Origin of the sequence: Aeromonas sp. QDB03, assembly GCF_027707985.1 — a bacterium.
GTDB classification, from domain to species: Bacteria; Pseudomonadota; Gammaproteobacteria; order Enterobacterales; family Aeromonadaceae; genus Aeromonas; species Aeromonas hydrophila.
Map to the genome: position 1 here is coordinate 408,611 of NZ_JAPCJG010000003.1, position 21,552 is coordinate 430,162.

Genomic DNA, 21,552 nt, shown 5'->3' on the forward strand with positions numbered 1-21,552 from the left:
GCACATGTTCATAGCAGACGGGCATGGTCCAGCACCGGCATGGTGCGTTGCAGTTCGTCCATAAGACCGGGGTCCAGCGGCGCCAGCACGGTGCCGCACCCGCTGTCCAGGCTGGCCAGCACCCGACCCCAGGGGTCGATCACCATGCTGTGACCCCAGGTCTGGCGCCCCGTCTCGTGGGTGCCGCCCTGATTGGCGGCCACCAGGTAACACTGGTTCTCGATGGCGCGGGCCCGCAGCAGCGGCTCCCAGTGCGCCTCGCCGGTCACGGCGGTAAAGGCGGCAGGCACCAGCAGCACGCGGGCACCGGCGCGGGCCAGCCGGCGGTACAGCTCGGGAAAGCGCAGATCATAACAGATCGAGAGGCCGAGGGGACCAAACGGGGAGTCCACCAGCACAGGCTCCTCGCCGGGACTGAAGGTTTCCGACTCCCGGTAGCGGCCGTGATTGTCCGCCACGTCCACATCGAACAGGTGGATCTTGTGGTAGTGGCCCTTGCGATCGCCGCTGGGGTCGAACACCAGGGTACTGGTGTGGATATGGTCGGAACCGGCGATGGTGGTCGGCATGGCCCCCGCCACCAGCCAGATGCCGTAGTCACTGGCCCATTCGGCCAGCTGCTGCTGGATCGGGCCCTCACCTATGGTCTCAGCCCCGTCCAGATACCCCTGCCGCTCGCCAAACAGGGCGAAGTTCTCCGGCAGCAACACCAGCAGCGGCCGCTCACTCGGCAACAGGGCCAGCTCGGCGGCAATCTGCTCCCGGTTATCCTGCCAGCGACGGCCCGATACCAGCTGTATTGCAGCTAACCACATGGTTCTCTCCTTGTCCGCGTTACTCGCGATCCACAATATCCGGGTCTTTATCCATCTCTGCCAACAGTTTACGCAGATGATGTCTGACTAATCCCCGTTGGCCCCGCTCCGCCCATTTGAGGCAATCGAACAGCTCCCACACCAGACCATTACCGTCCCCCATGTAGGCAGGGAAATCCCAATGGCTGGGCGCGGGCCCCGCGACCTCCAGCGCAGATAGCGAATGGGCTTTATCAAAAAGAGGCATGTAAGGCTTGGCAAGCGGGAAACCGGCATCGCGATCAAGGATATGGATCTCGATGCTGGACATATCCAGGAAGATATAGCGCCAGTAGGAACAGACATCTTCATGTCTTCCTTGCCAACAGTGGAACACCGCACGTTCACCGACAATGGAACGAACCAGCGCTTCCCCATGCTGATGAAAGCCCGGCTCGGCCAGCAACAAGACATCGACATCAGAGACCCGGTCCGCCTTTCCTTTGGCAAGCGAACCAACCACCACCCCGGCACCAATGGCGGGATGAGCTTTGCCGTGTTCCACCACGGCTCGCAACAACGCCAATTGCAGCGGTGGAATCTTGCCCCAGCGCTCATCCTCCATCATGACAGCGTCCCAACAGCAACCGCATCGCCGGCCTGCAGGGTGTAATCCAGCACTATGATACGTTCCAGCACCGGGCGGAAGATGGCCTTGAGGGCATCGTGATCCGGGTGGGGCAGATAGCGCTGGCGGGCCGCCTCGTCGGCAAAGGTCATCAGCACGCTGTGGGTGAAGCCCTCGGCCCGTCCCTCCGGGCTGTCATCCCGCCCCCACTCCACCGCCAGCACGCCGCTGACCTGATGGGGGATGGCGAGAAAGGCGGCGCGCACCGCGTCTATCTGTGCGGGCTGGGTGCCCGGCTTGAAGGCGATCAGCAGGATATGTCGGATCATGGCTCACTCCTTGTGATGGTGCCGGGCCGCTCGTTCAGCGCTGGGCGGGCCCCGCGTGTTTGGGGGTCAGCAGGAAGGGGGTCACCTCCTGCGTCGGCAGGTTGGGGGCCACCGCGTCGACCGCCTCCTTCTGCTGCTGGTTGAGCTTGATGCGGGCCCGATCCCGTCCCGCCTCGATCAGTTTGGGATCGTCGAGCGGGCCTGAGACCCGGAAATCGATGCGGGTGACCACGTCCACCACCGGCTCCAGCAGTTTGGAGAGCGCCAGCACGTAGAGCCCGGTGATCGGGGTCAGCGAGAAGGCCGCCACCACTGGCAGGGTGCCACCCAGGTTGGGGGAGAAGCTCAGCTCGTAGTCGAGCCGCCAGCGCACCAGATCGGCGATGCCCTCGCCGCGCAGGTTGCCGGCTGCTCCCTTCATGTAGAAGTCGCGGTTGTCCACTACCCCCTGCTTGATCTTGGCGGAGGCCGACATGGACTCGAAGTAGAAGCCCTTATCGAACACGTCGCGAAAATCGAGCCGCAGCTTGCGCAGCAATGAATCCAGGCTGAGCAGGGAGAGCAGTCGTGCCCCCTTGTCGTTGACCTCGCGCAGGGTGCCACCTTCCAGCTGATAGTCGGCGGTGCCGCTCAGGGTCGGCACGTTCGGTCGGTAGGGTACATCGCGCCAACTCAGATCCAGCGCCATCTTGCCGGGCGCATCGCCGATGGGCGAGGTGTAGCCGAGCCGCTTGAGCAGCAGCTCGCTGTTGTTGCTGCTGATGTGGGCGCGGGCGCGGGTCTGCATGCCGTCCGCTCCCGCCAGCCACTCGGCGCTGCCGTTCAGCTGGCTGCCCGCCAGCCGCATCTCCAGCCCCTTGAGGCTCAGCTTGTCGGCCCCCGGGATCAGCTCCCCCTTCACCTCGCCCAGCGGCAACTCGCCGAAGCGGCAGTCCACGCAGCTGAAGGTGAGCCAGGGGATGGCATCCATGATGGCTCTGTCCTGTCTGGCATCGGGATCCGGGCTCAGATCCGAACTCTTGCCGGACCAGTGGATGCGGGCAAATTTCGCGTCGATGGGCTGACGCTCGGACACCGGCAGGCGCACCACCCCCATCACGTCCGGGCTGTCGATCATCACCTCGGTGGCCTGATTGACCGGCCCCACGGTGAAGTGCACCGCCTTGAGGTTGGCGCTGCCGATGTCGGCGCGGGCCAGGCGGCCGTCCACCCACCACTCCTGCGGCAAGAAGGAGGGGCCCACCACCGCATTGCCGCTCGGCGCCGTGCTGGCCGGCAGCCACTGCTTGAGACGGGCCAGCCAGCCAGCCACGTCGGCCTGCTGCTGGTTGATGGCAAGCAGCATGGGCCGGTCGCGCAGCACCCGGGCGCCGGGCTGCCCCACGTCCACCCGCACCCTGCTGAGGTAGGGCACGCCGTCGCCGTACACCAGCCGGCTCTGCATATCCACGTCGGCCCCCAGCACGGCGCGGATGTCGGCACTGCCGTCGCGACCGCGCGCGGTCACCTTGAGCGGCAACCGGCTGCCGGCCGCCTTGGCGAGCGGGACGGGCAGATCCAGCCCCATGCCCTGCAGGTTGGAGTCGAGCGCCAGCTGGAAGCTGAACGGCTGATCGCTCGGCAGGGTCAGCCCCAGGCTGCCGGCCCAGTTGCCGCGCCCCTTGAGGATGTCCAGCGCCGGGATGTCCTGACGCTGGCGGCGGCTGTCCCACTGCCCCTTGAACTTGAGATCGACCTGATAGCGATTGGGCTGCTGGCGGCCCTGATAGTCGAGGGTGATCGGCTGGTTCCACAGGCTCGCCTTGAGGTTGCTGAAGCGGGTCTGTTCGTTGTCATACTCTAGCCGCCCCTGCACCTGCTCCAGCGGCAGATCCAGGCTGGTGACCCGCACCTTGTTGTTGCTGAACAGGGCATCGCCGCTGGCCTTGACCTCGCTCTCGCCATCCAGCGGAATATCCAGCTTCACCGAGCCCTTCATGGGGCCGCGGATCTCCACCTCGCGCAGCGCCTGACCGACCGAGCCGCCGAGCGGCGAGTCCTGCAGGTAGTCGCTGATGGCCTTGCCCTCGCCCTCAACCTTGGCGTCCACGTAGAGGTGGGCCCCCGGATAGAGGTCCGGGATCCAGGCGTGCACCGAGTCGGAGCTGGCCTTGCCGAGCTGGGTGGCGCGGCTGTTCATGTCGAGGCTGGCGTTCTGGAACAACAGATCGATCTGCAGGTCGGTAAGCGGTTGCCAACCGGGGAAGAATTCATAGGAGGCCTGCTGCAGCGGCACCGCCACCTGGAAGATGCCCTCGCCCTTGCGGTAGGGGAAGTCGCGGAACTCGCCGTACCAGAGCAGGTCAGCCCCTTTGGCCTTGCCCCCCTTGATGGCCCCGCTCAGGTAATCCACCAGGCTCTTGTCCATCACCTGCAGCGGATAGTAACGATCGGCGTTGGCCGCGTTCTTGACGTCGATGCGGCCGGTCAGGGCTAGGAAGGGGTGCTCGAACAGATCGAGCCGAAAGCGGCTGGCGAGGCTCAAGTCCGGGTTGTCCAGCACCAGATCCTGGCCATAGAGCACCCAGCCCTGCGGCACCTGCCACCAGTCGAGCCGCGCCGAGAAGCGATCGATGGGGATCGGCTCCTTGAAGTGGCGGGCCGGATCTATGGCATCGTTTGCCAGTTGCAGCCGGGCGCTGCCACCGGTCGGGGTGAGCCAGAACTCGCCGTTGAGGTCGCGCACGCCGGGCACGTCGTGCCAGGCGTTGACCCGGATGTGGGACAGCTGGCCGCTGACGGAGAGCCCCTGCCAGCCGGCATCCGCCTGCAGGATCAGATCCTGGATCTTGCCGGTCGGGCGGGTGCGCTTGAGGGTCTCGGTCAGCTCGGGATAGATCCCCGACACCAGCTGGCTCAGGTTGGCGATCTGGTCCAGATCGATGGCCGGCACATAACCCTGGATGCGATCGCCGACCCGCTCGAGCTGCAACCGGCTGTGCAGCCAGGGCTTGCCGTCGAGCTTGAAGGTGACGTCGTGGCTGGCAAACTGCCACTCCTTGCCGTCCCGGCGCAGCTGGATCTTACCCCCCTGCAGCCCGAGCCGGTGCAGGTCACCCTGTTTTTCATCCTGCCAGATCAGATAGTTGTCGCCAAACGCCAGCAGCGAATCCCCCAGCTGACCGGCCTTGAACTCGCTCCAGAGCTGGAAGTCGAGCTGGCCGCTCACCTTGGGCTCCCCTGAGTGGGTACGGGCCAGCATGGGGCTGATGTCGAGCTGGCGGGCCCCCAGATAGAGCTGGCCCTTGAGCCGATCAAGCCGCACCTGGGGGGCATCCACGTCGACAATAAGATCGAGGGTACTCTCGCCCACCCCGTTGATGAGATAGGCCTTGCCGACCCCCTGATGACGCTTGCCGCGGTTCTGCCAGCGCAGCTGGGCGATGTCGAGGGCACGCACCTCCCCCAGCGCCGTGGTGAGGCTGAGGCGGGTGTCGTGAATATCGAAGGTGGAGAGCTGAGTCAGCAGAAAGCGCAGCAGGGCCTGCTGCTGGTCGCTGCCGTTGCCGGTTTCCGGCTCCGCAGGCTGGCCCAGATCCAGCGCTATGTCGCCATCGCTCAGGATCAGCTGGCCAAATACCGGCTTGAGTTCGTTGAGGGAGCGCCAGAAGTCGAGGTGGGCCCATACCTTGCCAAGACGCAGGGCGAAGCGGCCGGAATTTGGCGCGATCACCAGTTGCTGCAGTTCGAGGGCCGGGCCGCGCTGGGTCCAGTCAAGCCCGATGCGATCGACGCTGGCCTCCAGCTTGCTGTCGGCCAGCAGGGTATTGAGCAGCGCCTGCCGGTGCTGATTGAGCAAGGGGCCGCCCAAGCGCACCAGACTGACCAGGATGGCCAGCAGCACGAAGAAGACCCCGAGGGCCAACCAGCCCCGACTCAGCCAGCGATAGACCAATTACATCATCACCACGTCGAACTGCTCCTGCCCGCAGAGGGGTTCGCTCACCACCCTGACCTGCTTGCCGATGAACACTTCCAGTTCGGCCAGACTGTGAGACTCCTCGCCCCGCAGGTAGTCGGCCACCGCCGGGGCGGCGTAGACGGTGAACTGATCCGCGTCGTAAGCCCGGTTGACCCGGATGATCTCCCGCAGGATCTCGAAGCAGACCGACTCCACCGTCTTGACCCGACCGCGCCCCTTGCACTCGGGGCACTCGGAGCAGAGCACGTGCTCCAGGCTCTCGCGGGTGCGCTTGCGGGTCATCTCCACCAGGCCGAGCTGGGAGAAGCCGTTGACGTTGGTCTTGGCGCGGTCCTTCGACAGCGCCTGCTCCAGGCTGTGCAGCACCCGCCGGCGGTGATCCTCGGACTGCATGTCGATGAAGTCGATGATGATGATGCCGCCGAGGTTGCGCAGGCGCAGGTGGCGGGCGATGGCCGCCGTCGCCTCGACGTTGGTATTGAAGATGGTCTCTTCCAGGTTGCGATGGCCGACGAAGGCCCCGGTGTTGATGTCCACCGTAGTCATGGCTTCGGTCTGGTCGATGATGAGGTAGCCGCCGGATTTGAGCTCCACCTTGCGCTCCAGCGCCCGCTGGATCTCGTTCTCCACGTCGTAGAGATCGAAGATCGGCGACTCGCCGGAGTAGTACTCCAGCTTGTTAGCCAGCTCAGGCACGTACTCCTCGGTGAAGCGCTTGAGCTGATCGAAGCTCTGGCGCGAGTCGACCCGGATCTTGTCGAGCTCGGCCCCGACGAAGTCGCGCACCACCCGAAAGGCCAGGCTGGGATCCTCGTAGAGGATCTTGCAGGGAGGATACTTCTGCTTGCGCTCCAGGATCTTGCGCCACAGGCGCTTCAAGAAGGCGGCATCCTGCTCCAGCTCCTGCTCACCCACCCCTTCGGCGGCGGTGCGGATGATGTAGCCACCCAGCTCGTCCACATAGCCGGCCACGGTGCGCTTGAGGCGCTCGCGCTCCGCCTCGGACTCGATGCGCTGGGAGACGCCGACGTGGGCACTGCCAGGCATGAACACCAGATAGCGGGACGGCAGGGTGATGTCGGTGGTGAGGCGGGCGCCCTTGGTGCCCAGCGGGTCTTTCACCACCTGTACCATAATGTCCTGCCCCTGGCGCACCAGCTCGGCGATGTTGCCGGCCTGGAACTGCTCTTTCTCCTTCACCGCCACGCACTCGGTGTGTGGCACTATGTCGGAGGCGTGCAGGAAGGCCGCCTTGTCCATGCCGATATCGACGAAAGCCGCCTGCATGCCGGGCAGCACCCGGCTGATCTTGCCTTTGTAGATGTTGCCCACGATGCCGCGCTTGGCCTGACGCTCCACGTGCACTTCCTGCAGCAGACCGTTCTCGACCAGGGCAACCCGGGTTTCGGAGGGGGTGACGTTTACCAGCAGTTCTACCGACATAAGTTACCTTGCCTTTCTAGTTTTAAATTCTGGCAGCCAAACCGGCACGTGCCCGGTGAGTAACGCAGTAAGAAACAGCCGGTGCATGTCACCGACCTATGCCTTGCCTGTGATGGCTTCAAATTCTGATCGCCCTGTTGCGAGCGGTTCGCGGAACCGGCCCTGCGCAACAAGGCAGCGGTTGGATTACCGGGACTGTTCCAGATGATGCTTGATCAGCAGGTCTGTTTCCAGCAGGGGCAGGCCGACCACGGCGCTGTAGCTCCCCTCGATGCGGCTGACGAACTTGCCGGCAATCCCTTGAATCGCATAGGCACCGGCCTTGTCACAGGGCTCACCCGTGCGCCAGTAAGCCTCGATCTCGGCCTCGTCCAGCTTGCGAAACGCCACGTTGGTGGTGACCAGCCGCACGTCGCAGCGCTCCGGGGTGGCCAGCGCCACCGCCGTCATCACCTGATGCACCTTGCCGGAGAGCGCCTCCAGCATGTCCTTAGCGTCGAGCAGATCGGACGGCTTCTCCAGCACCCGGTCACCCAGCACCACTATGGTGTCGGCACCCAGCACCGGCAGCGCCGTGGGCGCGGCGGCCACGCCGGCCGTTGCCTTGTCGCGGGCCAGCCGGCAGACATAGTCCTGGGGCTTCTCGCCCTCTTCCCGCTGTTCCGGCACATCCAGCCTGAGTACCTCGAAGCGGTAGCCCAGCTGGGTCAACAGTTCGTGACGGCGGGGCGAGCCCGAGGCGAGATAGAGTTGCAGTTCGTTGTGCTTGTTCATAATCACTTCGCGAGCCAGGGTACGGTTACAATGAGTTGTTTTTACTCATATTCACTTGATATTGAAGCGCCGGCGCACCTTGCGCAAGACCAGGAAAACCCAGGGCCATATTAGCATCGTGCTCAGGGTCGACCAAAAGTAGGCGAAATTGAGGCTGGCGCGGCTGAACAGGTGCTCGGCCCAGAAGATGGTCACCTTGCCCACCAGCGAGAGGCAGCCGATGATCAGCGCCTGTTGCCAGAGGGAGAAGTTGCGGATCTTCTGGAACTGGAACGCCGCCAGGTAGGTGGTGATGGCCATCGCCATGGCCCGCACGCCGAGAGTGCTGCCGAGCAGCACGTCCAGCAGCAGGCCCGCCACCCAGGCGGTGCCGACGTTGGTCCGGTGTGGCAGCGCCAGCGCCCAGTAGATGAGCACCATGGCGAGCCAGTCCGGCCGGAAGGGTTCGAGTTGGAAAGGAAGCGGCAGGATCGACAGACTAAGGGCCAGCAGGATCGAGATCCAGATCCAGATCCTGCCGCTGGCGGGTTGCAACATCAGCGCGTCGCTCCCGCAGCCGAAGGCGCCGCAGCCGGGGCTGCCGCAGGGGTCGGCGCCTCTTCATCGTCATGCACTTCCGGTTTCTTGTCGGTCCACAGCAGCAGCAGATAGCGCAAGCGGTCCAGCGCCACCAGCGGCTTGGCCTCGACCTGGGCGAAGGGCTTGCCCTCCACATAGTCGGAGCGGGTCACGGTCGCCACCGGATAACCTTCCGGGAAGCGGCCGCCAAGGCCCGAGGTGACCAGCAGATCGCCGACCTGGACGTCGGTGTTGCGCGGCAGGTTGCGCAGCTCCAGCTTGTCGAGCTCGCCGCTGCCGGAGGCAATGGCGCGCAAGTCATTGCGCAGCACCCGCACCGGGATGCCGTGGCTGGAGTCGGTGATCAGCAGGACGCGGCTGGTGGTGGAACCCACGTGCAGCACCTGACCGATCACCCCCTGATCGTTGATCACCGGCTGGCCGTTGTAGACACCGTCCAGCGCCCCCTTGTTGATCAGCACCTGATGGCTGAAGGGGTCGGAATCCACCGACAGCAGCTCGGCCACCATCTTGCGGGACTCCTTGTGCACCGGCGAACCCAGCAGCTCGCGCAGGCGCTGGTTCTCGTGCTCCAGATGATCCATCTTGAGCAGGCGCGAGCGCAGGGTGAACAGCTGTTGTTCCTGCTGCTTGGTCTGCTCGATGAGGCCGGCCCGGGTCTGCACCTGGGTCGACATGGTATCGAGCATGATCCCCGGCGCATTGGCCATGTATTGCAGCGGGCTGACGAGCGAACTGAGGTAGACGCGGACGTGGCTGAACACACCGAAGCGGGAGTCCGCTACGATGGCAGCAATGGAGATGATGACGGCGAGAAACAACCGTAACTGAAGCGAAGGGCCTCTACCAAAAATGGGTTTCATGGGTCGTCAAAAAAGAGCCGGCACGCTGGCCGGCTTTGGGTCTTATTCGTAGTGGAACAGATCGCCACCGTGCATATCGATCAGCTCCAGTGCCTTGCCGCCACCACGGGCCACGCAAGTCAGCGGATCTTCGGCAACCACCACCGGGATACCGGTCTCTTCCATCAGCAGACGGTCGATATCTTTCAGCAGGGCACCGCCACCGGTCAGCACCATGCCGCGCTCGGAGATGTCGGAGGCCAGCTCGGGCGGAGACTGCTCCAGCGCTACCATCACGGCAGAGACGATGCCGGACAGCGGCTCTTGCAGCGCTTCCAGGATCTCGTTGGAGTTGAGGGTGAAGCTGCGCGGCACACCTTCAGCCAGGTTGCGACCACGTACTTCGATCTCGCGCACCTCTTCGCCCGGATAGGCGGAGCCGATCTCGTGCTTGATGCGCTCGGCGGTGGCTTCCCCGATCAGGCTGCCGTAGTTGCGGCGCACGTAGCTGATGATGGCTTCGTCGAACTTGTCGCCGCCGATACGGACGGACTGGGAGTAAACCACACCGTTCAGGGAGATGATGGCCACTTCGGTAGTACCACCACCGATATCGACCACCATGGAACCGGTCGCTTCGGAGACCGGCAGTCCGGCACCGATGGCGGCAGCCATGGGTTCATCGATCAGGTAGACCTCGCGGGCACCGGCACCCAGAGCGGATTCCTTGATGGCGCGGCGTTCCACCTGGGTGGAGCCACACGGCACGCACACCAGCACGCGCGGGCTGGGGCGGAAATAGTTGTTGTCGTGAACCTGCTTGATGAAGTGCTGCAGCATCTTCTCGGTCACGTAGAAATCGGCGATCACGCCGTCTTTCATCGGGCGAATGGCGGAGATGTTACCAGGGGTACGACCCAGCATCTGCTTGGCGGCATGACCGACGGCAGCGACCGATTTGGCGTTCCCGCGCTCTTGGCGAATGGCGACAACTGAGGGTTCGTTAAGGACGATCCCTTGATCTTTTACATAGATCAGGGTGTTGGCAGTTCCCAAATCGATCGACAGATCGTTGGAAAAGACGCCTCTGAGCTTTTTGAACATGGCTACGGGAAATCCTAAGAATTTGGAGGTGCAGAAAACCGGCTAACTTTACCAATGCCCACCCCAATCGGCAAGCGCTCAAACTGTCGCCAACCCATCAGGCGCGACAAAAATGCGAGTCATCACTCACCCGCACAAGCCGACAAACGCTAATAAACAAGGGGATAGGGGGCGAAGTTGACAGATCCGCCCCAACTCCCCGCTCAGTGCATCACTTCGCGCCGATAAATAATTCTGTCATTACCCCGGCTGGAGCCGAAAATGGCCATGCCATCCAGACTGTCAGGGTCCGAAAGCCAGAGCGGTCGCCGTCCAGATTGCAGTTCTGAATCAGGTTGCTTGCTCAGATCGATCCGGAACGGAATGCGCACCGCCCTGTCCGGGGCAGCGAACTGCATAGAGATGACCCCATCCTTCGCGCTCTCCATCATGGCGCCGGGGGCGACCTGACCAAGACCAAGCCGGATCCGGGTGTTGCCATCCAGAACCAGATCGCCGCTTCCCTCATCGAAACTCTGGCTGCCATCGGTGAACTCGATGCCCCCCTCTTGCAAGGAGAGCCGGGTACATTGATCCGCACTCATGGCATGCCAGGCGCCCACCTCGTGATATTGCAGTTGCAGCGGCACCGCCAGCCCGGCCGTGGCCACCCCTTGACGGGTACCTGCCTGTACTCGGCCGAAGTACGCCGCCATGGGCGCTTCATCGATCAGCCTAGCATTGCAACCGGCGCCACTGCATGACCCAGGCTGCCCGTCGCTGAAGTCAGGATTGGCGATCAGGGTCTGCTCACCATCGTTGTCTTTCATATAAAGACCAAACAACAGGGTACGGTAGGGGCCATCTGGCTGGCTGTCGGAACGGCGCACAAACTCGGTCGGCCCGTTGAAGTCGGCCTCCCCCTCCACCCAGGGCAACGACCCCAGACTGCGCAGCCGGGCGGAGAGCGACTCCCCGTCTCTGTTGTTGGCCGTCGTCAGATAGGCATCCCCCTTGGCAAACGCCCACCGATAGTTCCGGGTGACTTCGCCAAACTGGTTGCGGGCCTCGATGTATAACTCTGCCAGGAAGGGTTGACCCATATAGGAGAATTCACCGCAAGCAGGCACTATGTCGCCACTCACCAAGTTGAAGTCCACCGGAATAAAGCGCCCCACCGGCACGCTGCTGGCGGGGGGGATGGTGTAGCCGAAATAGCCCGTAGAGACAGTGCTTCCCTCTGGCGGCGTTGCCACCGGTGGAGTCGCCGTCATCCGGAACACCCCGACCTCGTTGACCGATTGGCCGACGGAGTTGAGGTTGTTGCTGCCTTTCGCGTTGGAGTGGTCATAACTAGCCGTGCTGACAACTGCCTCGACACCGGGTTTGGGTGCCACTAGCTCGCTGCCCAGCGCAATATTGGCCAGCACGAAGTTGGGGGTTGCCAGATTGCCGCTGCACAAGTCTTTGTCATCGTCCGCTTGCCAGGCCACCCCTTTGATATTCAGCTGGAACGCCTCACCGGTCTTCTTGAACACCGGACAACTGGCATCCCCTGCCGCACAGGCCCCTTGGGCAGGCGTGATGCAAAGCCCGACCGGACGGCTGACGAACAGATCCGACCCCGTCATCACCAGACCCGCGCTGTCGCCGCTGCCATCATGGCGGGCATTGAGCCGCATCTGGCCCGCATCCGGGTAATTCACGGTAAAAGTGGTCTCACCATTGGTATCGAAGCTCAGGTTGCTGGTGGTGGCCGCCCCTTGCGAGGTGGCGATTACACTGCCATTGACGGTCACCTTGCTGCCGAAGGCGTTGCTCGCCGGGCTGACATAGTCGCTCCAGAAGCTGACGGGTTTGCTTACGCTGGCAAAACTCGGCACGCACTGCTGGCTGGCGTCGTCTTTCTTGACCGCCTTCATCACCACCTGTTGTGGCCTGTTGGCCAGGGTATCCAGCACATCGAACACGAAGCCGCTGTCGGCAAAGCTCAAGGTACAGGCGGCGGCGCTCAGGGCGCCGCTGCCGGCGCGGCACAGGGTGGTGCTCAGGGGTTTGGTGGAAGGCGTCGAGCCACTCACCCCCACCGTCATGGCGCTCGCCAGATTGTTGCGAAGCTGCAATTTGGTGGTGCCGCCGCTGAAGGTCACGGTAGCGGTGTTGCCGCTGTAGCTCACCTGGCTGCCGGCTACCCAACCGTTGCTGCCACTCTTGAGGGGGGTCAGGACGGCGCTTACCGGGCCCGTGACCAGTGTGCTGCAACTGGCGTTGGCACAGGCGCGGATGGTGAGGGTCTCCGGGGTGCAGGTCAGGGCATTGCCGCTGTGATCGAACTCGAAGTGATCGATCTGAGTGCCCACCGGGCTGGAGTTGAGGGCACAGATCTGGACGTTGTCGATCTGGTGGGCATTGGTGAGATCACCGGTGGACCCCGTCAGCGACAGCAGGAGGTTCTCCGGGATCGCCACCTGGCCGCTCTGGGCGGCGGCATTGAAGCTGTCGATCAGGGTGCTGTAGCCACTGCCGGTGTTGCGCTCCACCTTGACCAGGGACTGGCCGCTGATGCGCGAATCTATGGTCAGGCGATAGCGATGGGGGCGATTGCTGTCCGAGCCACTGTCCACGGTCGGCGAGAGGCAGTTGCCCGTGGTGTTGCTGCTGCCATCGTTGCAAGTGCCCTTGAGGTAGTTGTAGCCGTTGGTGCCGGAGCCCGAGCCGCGCACCGCCACGGACTGCTGGCGCCGCCCCTTGTTGATCGTTCCCCCTTCGCCGGAGAAGTTGCCGTACTCGTCGATCCCCACCCCGAGCCAGCCGCCGGCAAAGCCGTTGACCCCGGTCTTGAAGCCATAGCCGAGGGGCCCACCGAAGGCGCCGGGCTGGGGGGTCACCCTGGCGTCGGAGAGCACCACCGCCATGCCGTCCGCCCCGTTGCCGCTGTGGGCATACTGGTCGAATTCGATGGTTACCAGGTTGTTGGCGGCGGGGAAGAGACGCTGATAGGTGGCCGAGGTGGATTGTTTGGTGCTGGCCTGAGTCATCCCCAGACGACCATTGACGATGGCGGGGGTAAAGTTGCCACTGCTGCGGGCCACCACCCAGTTGTTGCTGAGGGAGCTAGCGGAGAAGTCGTCGCTGAAGCAGGCGAGCGGTACGGGAGGGGCCTTGTCATTGATCGCTGTGGAGCCAGTCATGAACAGGGATCGGCTGGTTGTTCTGCCCTTGATGATACTGGAGCCATTCATGTTCAGAGTCTTATCCGAATACACCAATCCATTGATAAGACTACTCCCATTCAAATTGATATCTGCATAACCAAACAACAACACTGACCCTAGGTTGTCCGGATTGAGACGTCCATCGTTCAAAGCGGCTTGCTCATTTACAAAAATGCGCACGGCGCCCTGTGTTTCGATCACCCCTCCCTGGTTGATAGTCAAGCTGCCAATCCAGTAGTCCCCGGCGGGCAGAATGACCTTGGCCCCTCCCCCTATGGCAAGGCTCTCAATCCGATATTCATTGCGGGCAGAGGAGAATGTCAGGGTACAAGCGCTGTAGAGACTGATCGCACCGAACTGATATTGGCTGGCGCTACCCATGGTCAACTGTTGTCCCGCGTTACAGTACCCTAGGCTACCATCGCCGCCGGAACTACTCAGGAAGCTGTTAGCGCCCGACGTAGACATCCCTCGGATGGAGCTGCCGCTGATGGAGCAAAGCCGGCGAGAACCATTGACGTTATCACAACCATCCAATGGCATGCCGGAACCCTGATTCGAGTCGCAGAAATTCAATGCAGCACCTGCTGTGCCCGTTATTTTCGCCTGGTTGTTCTGGGTCAGCTTGGCAGCATCCTGACCAGTACAGACCGCGTTGTTATTACCGCGGTGACCCTGAACCACAGCCGGGAAATAGGTGTCAGTGTCGACAGTTTCAAACCCATGAGCCATGCCAGAGAGCATTGTTAAGACCAGCAACCAAAGTCTCATGGATTCACTCCGTCAAAGGCTTCCGCCACCAAGGTGCGGCTGACGGCAAAGTCCGGGTTGGCGCCGCTCTGACTCGGGCTGCCACAGCGCCCTTCGCTGCGGAATCTGTAGCCTGTCTGGGTCCCGCCGGCCGCACTCACCGCCACCTTGTTGCAGGTGATGCTGGCCTGACACTCGGCAAGTCCGGGCTCGGTGAAGTCGAGCTCGATGGGCGCGCACCGGCTGGCTTGCCCCTGCCACTCCCCATTGGGATAGAGCCGGTACAGTGCAACTTCGAGCCCGCTTTGAGCCGCCATCAGGGCACGCACGCCGCGCACCTCCACCGTGTGCTTATCGCCGCTGTCCACTAGGAAGCGACCCATGGCAGCCGCCAGCAGGGCCATGATGACGATGACGAAGAGGGCGACCATGATGGCGCTGCCACGCTGGGGCGCCATTGTGCGGGGTGGCCTAGGGTACATTGAGCGTCTCCAGCTTGTGGTTGAAGAGGACGCGCTCGCCGCGCTGCTCAAGCTCCAGCCGCAGCCCCACCTCGCTCTGGCTGAAGGCGGCAGGCTCAAGGTAGAAGTAATAGGGCGCAGGGCGGATATGCTCGGCCATCAGTGCCGGTGTGATCCCGTGGAAGTCAGTGCCTATGGCGGCGCTGGCCCGGGTCAGGACGGCATTCGTCACGCAGTAACGCACCTGCTGACGGGAAAAATAGATTCGCTGCCCCGGTGACTCCCTGGCGAAGGAGCCATCCACCGTCAGCGGCAAGGCTCCCGAGACCGGGTTCCCCACCGAAATAACCCTGGCCATGCACTTGCCATGAAGACAGCCCTCGTCCAGGGTGAGAGCCGGATCGGCAAGGGGATAGACGATGGCCAGGTCCTTATCCCGTGGCCGCTCGTCCGGCACCACTATGGTGAGCCCGGCGCTGGCCGCGGAGCCCAGATAACGGCTGGTGGTGGCAATCGGCCAAAAGCGCAGACAGATCCCCTGATCCAGAGGATTGCCCGTTTCATCCTCGATGCGCACCGAACCCGGCACGGCGTCCCGCACCTCGCGGTTGAGCCGCTCCAGGGCGAAGCGGGCATCGCTCATCAGCTGCTCCCGGCGGCTGGCATCCCCGTAAATCTGGGTGCCTATACCGATAAACTGGCTGGAGAAGGTGGCCATGACCCCGAGCAGCAGGATCACCATCACCAGCTCGACCAGGGTGAAGCCCCGCCCTCGCCCAGGTTGGGCGCAGGTTCGATTAGCGAAGCCTAATCGGACGCGGTAACGGGTTGTGGTAACAGCTGCGTCATCGGACGCGGCATAACGGGAATGCGGCTTGTCCATCAGTAGTTCCCCCGATAGAGGGCAAAGGCCAGCTCGCCCCCATCCGGCAGCCGCACGGTCAGGGCGACGCGCTTGCCGATGGATTCGGCTCCCAGGCCTGGGCTGCCGAACAGGGTATCCGGGGTGACGGCGATCCTGACCTGATAGTGGCGATACTCCTGGTCGCTGACGCCCTCGGCATTCGTCTGGGTAAACTGGTTGGCGTCCACCCAGTTGCCTGCGGTATCGAAATCATCCACGTCGCTGAAGGCGTAGGGGCGGGTCTCACCGCCATCCGGACCGTAATCGGCGCCGGGGGTGCAGGCGGGATAGATCACGGGAGGCGTGCCTACGGTCTCGCCGCAGCGAAAACGGCCGCCATTGTGATCCGAGTGTTCATCGAAGGATTTTTGCAGCACTTCGTTCAAAATCCGCTGGGCCAGCTGGGCGGCCCGCACCTGCTGCACCGGATCCACCGCCTGGGGAGCCTGGTTGATCAACAGGCCGAGGATGCCGGTCAGTGCCACCGCCAGCAGCACTATGCCGACGATCAGCTCAATCAGGGTAAAACCGCGTTCAGAGGCTCTCATGGATATAGCCCTCGGACTCTATCTTGATACGGCCGGTTTCGCGGCCATCGCTCACCAGCAGGGTACAACCCGTGGCACAGCTGCCGAGCGGCCTGCCCATCTGATCAAAACGGATCACGAAACTGCTGGCGTTATTGAGGGAGACCGCCATACCGGCGGAAGGGGTCACAAGGCGGCCACGGGTGTGCTGATTGTCGCTCCAGCCGGTCATGGGGCCGGGAGCCGGGCATGCCGCACCGGCAACCGCCAGCGTGATATGGGCAAAACGGGAAGCCTCCACCACCAACTGGGTACAGCGGTCGGCAGGTTCATGCATGTTGATGGTCTGCACCAGCCGCAGCCTGGTCAGCAGCTCATCGCGAAGGGTTTGGGTTTCAAAGCCGCCTTTGCCCAGCAATTTGGGCACGGCAAAGGCGGCCAGAATCCCCAGCAACAGGATCACGATAACCAGTTCAATCAGAGTGAAGCCTCTGCGCATTGAAATCTCTTATAAAAGGCGAGGCACTTGGCCTCGCCTGATATCTATCAATCACAACCGTTCAAAGTTGTCGCTGCGGCGGAAGTTTCGGATGCAGCAGTGTAATTCACAGTACATTTGGAACTACTGGTCGAGAAGACATAGGAGTTATTAGCAGACGCTTTACCACTCCAAGAACCGTCGATAGTGACTGCATTCTTAATCCCATCATCGGTTGCTTCCGGATAACCATAGACAGTTTTAATCTCTGTACCGTCAGAACCAGTAACCACTGCGCTACTAGCACGCTCTTTACCTTCCAGTGCTGACTTGCTGTAAACCAGCTGAGCTGAGCTGCTGACTGCGGCCTGTACGCCCTGAGCGGCGGACTTCTTGGCATCATCCTGCAGATTCAGGAACTTGGGAGCAGCGGTCACTGCCAGGATACCCAGAATGATGATCACGATGACCAGTTCGATCAGGGTAAAACCCGCCTGTTTTTTCATATTACTTTCCTCTGTCAATTGATATTGGTGGTCACCTGACCGGAAGCCGGACGGTAACTGAAACTCATGAATGCATCAGTACTACCTTGCGGATCCTGATACTTGCCATCACTACCCTTACTCAAACTATTGACCAGATAGTAGCGGCAGACCGAGTCCAGGCCGTTATTGGTCACACTGACATAGTATTTCAGGTCATTGCCGCTACCACGCACCTCGCTGAAGCTGGCGGTAGCCTTGGGTGGATTCTGCAGCAGACCCTCCCAAATCTTGAGACAGCGCGGGGCCGTCAGGTTGGCCGGATCCACGTCGATACCGCCACCGGCCGAGGTATCCATGGGATAGCCGGGCGACAGCTCGCCGTTGCTGACCTGGGTGTCGGTCGGCGTGGTCAGATAAAAGCGTGAACCGTCATAGAGCACGGTGTTGAGGCTGTCCTGCTTGGCGCGCCCTTCGGCCTCCCATTGAGCCCGCACCAGCGACACGCCGGTGGCAAACCCGCCGGAAACCCCCTCCACGCTGGCTTTCTTGGCTTCGTCCGTGACATCGAGAAAACGGGGCAAGGCGGTGACCGCCAGGATCCCCAGGATGACGATGACGATCACCAGCTCGATCAACGAGAAACCCTCCGCCCGATGGGGACTCGCCACACCGGAATATCTTGGTACCAGTCGCGTTGTTGTCATGGACCCTCCGTAATAACCCACATTATTTCATGCAGATATAAAAAAATCATTTAGCTGAATCGCAAAACAAGCCTCATTCAGGGCTTTTGGTGCACTCTGCCGTCAGAAAATTGATAAATCAGCCAATTATTCTCCCAGCCGAACTGGCACCCTTCACCATCCAGGCTCGCCAAGGCCTGCACCGGCGGCTGGGTCGACGCTGCGGTACCGATGAGTTGCTCCCACAGCCAGCGGCAGTTTTCCGACGGCGTCATCACTGTGCCGGCACCCAGTGGCCAGCCCCGCTCATCAAACTGCCAGGCCATTCCATCGGCATGAAGCACGGCGGGACGCCGCTGATCGAGCCAGAGCCCATGCAACCTTTGTGCGCGCTCGGCAAATTGCTCCCCCAGCAGGGTCAGGCTGACGGCCAGCGCCTCCTCCCGGTGGACAAGATAGCTTCGGGCCAGGGTCGCCACCATGATCAGCAACAGGATCCCCACGGCCAGCCGCCGATAGCTCCCCAGCCAGTGCTCATCCTGTTGTGACTGTCGACTCACCCATCTCGCTCCACACTCTGCCGCTTATCCACACCGCCCGTATCATATTCCGCCTCGTTGACCGGTTATTTGCCACGCACCGCACGCATCATGTCCCACATCGGCGTAAAGATACCCAGCGCCAGGATCAATACCATGACCGCCACGATCCCGATCAGGATCGGCTCGATCCGGGCGGTGAGGCTCTTGAGGTCATAGTCCACCTCCCGCTCGTAATACTCGGCCGCCTCGTGCAGCAGATCATCGACCTGGCCGGTCTCTTCCCCCACCGCGATCATCTGCATCACCAGCGGGGTGAACAGGCCGCTGCTGCCGGCGGTGCGCAGCAGGCTCTCGCCCCGCTCGATGCCGGCCCGCATGTCGCGGATCCGGCCCGCCATCCAGGCGTTGTCCACCGCATCGGCCACCAGGCTCAGCGCAGTGTTGAGCGGCACCCCGGCCTTGAGCATCATGGAGAAGCTGCGGGCGAAACGTGCCAGCAGGGAGCGCTCTATGATGGTGCCGACGATAGGCAACTTGAGCTGCCATCTGTGCCAGGTCAGCTTGCCCTTGACCGTGTTCACCCAACGCCGCCAGCCAAACACCATGGCCAGCAACACGCCGAGCATCACCCACCAGTAGTGCACGAAGAAGTGGGAGGTGGCGAGCAGGATCCGGGTCGCCAGCGGCAGCTCGACGCCAAATTTGGCGAACATGCCGGCAAAGACCGGGATCACCATGATGTTGAGGATCACCATGGCGATGCCGATGGCAATCAGCACGAAGCTGGGGTAGCGCATGGCGGTCTTGATCCGCTTGCGGGTTTCCAGCTCCAGCTCGAAATAGTTGGCAAGCTGCAAGAACGCCTCTTCCAGCTGACCCGTGTTCTCCCCCACGTGGATGATGGCCACAAACAGGCTGCTGAACACCCTGGGGTGGGCCTGCATCGAGCTCGACAGCGGCCGACCGTTGCCCAGATCCTCTCCCAGCGCGTGCAGCGCCCGCTTGAGCGGCTTGCTGTGGGCGCTCTCCTCCAGCCCGGCGATGGCGCGCAGGATGGGGATGCCGGCCCGGGTCAGGGCATACATCTGGCGGCTGAACACCACCAGCTCGTCCAGCCGCACGCCCCGCTCCAGCAAGAGCGACCAGTCGAGGGCGGCCGCCTTCGCCTTGCCGGGCTTCAACTCGGTCGGCATCACGCCGCGGCGCATCAGCTGCTCGGCCGCGGCCATCTCGGTGGCCGCGTCCACCACCCCGCTGACGGCATTGCCCTGGCTGTCGCGCCCCTTGTAGGCGAAGCTGCTCATGGGGTGCCTCGCGCCAGCCGGCCGCGTTCATTGCCGATGAAGTTGGTCATCACTTACCCCAGGTCCTCAGCCAGCCGCAGCACCTCATCCACCGAGGTGATCCCCTGGCGGGCGTAATCGAGTGCGGTCAGCGCCAGCGGCCGGTAGTGCGGGTGCTGGCGGGCCGCCTTGGCGAACCCTTCGGCGTCGTTGCGGCGCAGGGAGTCCATCATGGGCTGATCCAGCTCCAGCAGCTCGTACACCCCGATCCGGCCGGCATAACCGGTGAAGTTGCAGCTCTGGCAGCCGCGCCCCTTGTGATAGACGTGCTGGCCCGGTGCTTCGCCGGAGAGCACGGTCAGCCAGGTGGCCTGGCCTTCATCCGGCGCCTTTTCCTCGACACAGTGCTCGCACACCCGCCGCACCAGCCGCTGGGCTACCACCGCCCGCAGCGCGCTCGCCACCAGATAGCCGGGAGCCCCCATGTCAATGAGGCGCAGGGCGCTGGTGACCGCATCGTTGGTGTGCAGCGTGGTCAGCACCAAGTGACCTGTGATGGCGCCGCGTAGGCCGATCTCCACCGTTTCGTTGTCCCGCATCTCGCCCACCAGCAGGATGTCGGGGTCCTGACGCAGGGTGGAGCGCAGCACATGGGAGAAGGTGAGCCCGATCTTGGGATTGACCTGTACCTGATTGACCCTGGGCAGCCGGTATTCCACCGGATCTTCCACCGTGATGATCTTCTGGCTGGCCTGGTTGAGCTCGGAGAGGGCGCCATAGAGGGTGGTGGTCTTGCCGCTGCCGGTCGGGCCCGTCACCAGGATCATGCCGTGGGGCCGCTTGAGCTGGCGCCGGAAGCGGGTCAGGATCTCCGGCGGCATGCCGGTCTCGGTCAGCGACAGAATGCCGGAGGATTGGTCCAGCAGCCGCATCACCACGGATTCGCCGTACTGCACCGGCATCGTCGACATCCGCACATCCACGTCGCGGCCGCGCACCTTCATGTTGAAGCGGCCATCCTGCGGCAGACGCTTCTCGGAGATATCGAGGCCGGCCACCAGCTTGAGACGCAGTACCAGCGCCTGGGCGATACGCACCTCGCTCAGGATGTTCTCGTGCAGGATGCCGTCGATACGCTGGCGAATGCGCAGCACTTTCTCGTCCGGCTCGATGTGAATATCGGAAGCCCCCACCTGCACCGCATCCTCGAACAGGGAGCGCAGCAGCTTGGCCACCGTCGCCTCCCCCTCGTCACCGGCCCCCAGATTGCTGGAGCCCAGCTCGAAGCCAGCGTCCTGATACTCCTCGTGCAGCTGTTCGGCGAAGCTCTCGATCTCGCGGGTGCGGCGATAGAGGCGGTCGAAATACTCCAGCAACTGGCCTTCCCGCGCCACCGCCAGCCCCATCTCCCGCGGGCGCAGCAGCGCCGCGATGGCATCGAGGGCGCTCAAATCGGCCGGATCCGACATGGCCACCGTCACCTTGTTGTCGGTGAGGTTGACCGCCAGCGCGCGATAGCGGCGCGCCTGCACTTCCGGCAGCAGCGGCACCGCCGACGCATCTATGGTGAGGTTGTTGAGATCGAAGAAGGGCACATCCAGCTGACGGGCGAGGAACTGCAGCAGTTGCACCTCGCTGATGAAGCCGAGATCGATCAGGGTGGTGCCCAGCTTGCGACCGGTCTGACGCTGCTGCTGCAGGGCAAGCTGCAGCTGATCATCCGAGATGATCTGCTCTTGTACCAGCAGGTCGCCGAGGCGCATTTTCAGTCTGGGTTGTGCCATGCAA

19 protein-coding genes are annotated in these 21,552 nt (G+C 62.9%); all 19 read right to left on the minus strand.

Annotated elements, in window-relative coordinates; all coding sequences use genetic code 11:
• Positions 1-8: 8 nt before the first annotated feature.
• The 19 genes from PG900_RS11140 to mshE all read right to left on the minus strand — a co-directional run bounded on the left by PG900_RS11140 (position 9) and on the right by mshE (position 21,548).
• Positions 9-815, minus strand: a complete 807-nt coding sequence (locus PG900_RS11140; RefSeq protein WP_270801595.1) for a carbon-nitrogen hydrolase family protein — start codon at positions 813-815, stop codon at positions 9-11.
• A 19-nt stretch (positions 816-834) separates the two neighbouring features.
• Positions 835-1,422, minus strand: coding sequence for a nucleotidyltransferase domain-containing protein (locus PG900_RS11145; RefSeq protein ID WP_227290270.1), 588 nt, complete (start codon positions 1,420-1,422; stop codon positions 835-837).
• Complete coding sequence (locus tag PG900_RS11150) at positions 1,419-1,751, minus strand: Dabb family protein (protein WP_270801600.1); 333 nt, start codon at positions 1,749-1,751, stop codon at positions 1,419-1,421. Before PG900_RS11150 ends, PG900_RS11145 begins: the two co-directional genes overlap by 4 nt.
• A 34-nt stretch (positions 1,752-1,785) precedes the next feature.
• Positions 1,786-5,685 carry a YhdP family protein gene (locus PG900_RS11155; protein ID WP_270831472.1) on the minus strand — a complete coding sequence of 1,300 codons (3,900 nt, stop codon included), beginning with the start codon at positions 5,683-5,685 and terminating at the stop codon, positions 1,786-1,788.
• A complete protein-coding gene (rng, locus tag PG900_RS11160; protein WP_011704378.1) occupies positions 5,686-7,155 on the minus strand; it encodes a ribonuclease G in 1,470 nt (489 codons plus the stop codon).
• 186 nt (positions 7,156-7,341) lie between these two features.
• Complete coding sequence (locus PG900_RS11165) at positions 7,342-7,929, minus strand: Maf family protein (protein ID WP_043160924.1); 588 nt, start codon at positions 7,927-7,929, stop codon at positions 7,342-7,344.
• A gap of 51 nt (positions 7,930-7,980) precedes the next feature.
• Positions 7,981-8,466 carry a rod shape-determining protein MreD gene (gene mreD / locus PG900_RS11170; protein ID WP_005308115.1) on the minus strand — a complete coding sequence of 162 codons (486 nt, stop codon included), beginning with the start codon at positions 8,464-8,466 and terminating at the stop codon, positions 7,981-7,983.
• Complete coding sequence (gene mreC, locus PG900_RS11175) at positions 8,466-9,371, minus strand: rod shape-determining protein MreC (protein WP_011704376.1); 906 nt, start codon at positions 9,369-9,371, stop codon at positions 8,466-8,468. The genes mreD and mreC overlap by 1 nt, the downstream gene beginning before the upstream one ends.
• Positions 9,372-9,413: 42 nt before the next feature.
• On the minus strand, positions 9,414-10,454 hold the full coding sequence (locus tag PG900_RS11180; protein ID WP_005308111.1) for a rod shape-determining protein: 1,041 nt from the start codon (positions 10,452-10,454) through the stop codon (positions 9,414-9,416).
• Positions 10,455-10,657: 203 nt separating this feature from the next.
• Positions 10,658-14,419: a DUF6701 domain-containing protein gene (locus PG900_RS11185; RefSeq protein WP_270831473.1), complete on the minus strand. Its 3,762-nt coding sequence runs from the start codon at positions 14,417-14,419 to the stop codon at positions 10,658-10,660.
• Positions 14,416-14,856 carry an MSHA biogenesis protein MshP gene (locus PG900_RS11190; protein ID WP_270826897.1) on the minus strand — a complete coding sequence of 147 codons (441 nt, stop codon included), beginning with the start codon at positions 14,854-14,856 and terminating at the stop codon, positions 14,416-14,418. The genes PG900_RS11185 and PG900_RS11190 overlap by 4 nt, the downstream gene beginning before the upstream one ends.
• 13 nt (positions 14,857-14,869) lie before the next feature.
• On the minus strand, positions 14,870-15,742 hold the full coding sequence (locus PG900_RS11195; RefSeq protein WP_270831474.1) for a PilW family protein: 873 nt from the start codon (positions 15,740-15,742) through the stop codon (positions 14,870-14,872).
• Positions 15,742-16,311, minus strand: coding sequence for a prepilin-type N-terminal cleavage/methylation domain-containing protein (locus PG900_RS11200; protein WP_223951063.1), 570 nt, complete (start codon positions 16,309-16,311; stop codon positions 15,742-15,744). The genes PG900_RS11195 and PG900_RS11200 overlap by 1 nt, the downstream gene beginning before the upstream one ends.
• Entirely contained in the window at positions 16,298-16,789 is a 492-nt protein-coding gene (gene mshC / locus PG900_RS11205; protein ID WP_270831475.1) for an MSHA fimbrial minor subunit MshC, read from the minus strand. Before mshC ends, PG900_RS11200 begins: the two co-directional genes overlap by 14 nt.
• Before the next feature lie 47 nt (positions 16,790-16,836).
• A complete protein-coding gene (locus tag PG900_RS11210) occupies positions 16,837-17,274 on the minus strand; it encodes a prepilin-type N-terminal cleavage/methylation domain-containing protein (RefSeq protein WP_024945635.1) in 438 nt (145 codons plus the stop codon).
• 14 nt (positions 17,275-17,288) lie between these two features.
• Entirely contained in the window at positions 17,289-17,960 is a 672-nt protein-coding gene (mshB, locus tag PG900_RS11215; protein WP_270697398.1) for an MSHA fimbrial major subunit MshB, read from the minus strand.
• A 77-nt stretch (positions 17,961-18,037) separates the two neighbouring features.
• Positions 18,038-18,499: a hypothetical protein gene (locus PG900_RS11220; RefSeq protein WP_270801614.1), complete on the minus strand. Its 462-nt coding sequence runs from the start codon at positions 18,497-18,499 to the stop codon at positions 18,038-18,040.
• A 65-nt stretch (positions 18,500-18,564) separates the two neighbouring features.
• The gene (gene mshG, locus PG900_RS11225; RefSeq protein WP_270801616.1) at positions 18,565-19,785 is read right to left on the minus strand and encodes an MSHA fimbrial biogenesis protein MshG; all 1,221 of its coding nucleotides are present in this window, start codon (positions 19,783-19,785) and stop codon (positions 18,565-18,567) included.
• A gap of 53 nt (positions 19,786-19,838) precedes the next feature.
• Positions 19,839-21,548 carry an MSHA fimbrial ATPase MshE gene (mshE, locus tag PG900_RS11230; RefSeq protein WP_011704368.1) on the minus strand — a complete coding sequence of 570 codons (1,710 nt, stop codon included), beginning with the start codon at positions 21,546-21,548 and terminating at the stop codon, positions 19,839-19,841.
• Between the last annotated feature and the right edge of the window lie 4 nt (positions 21,549-21,552).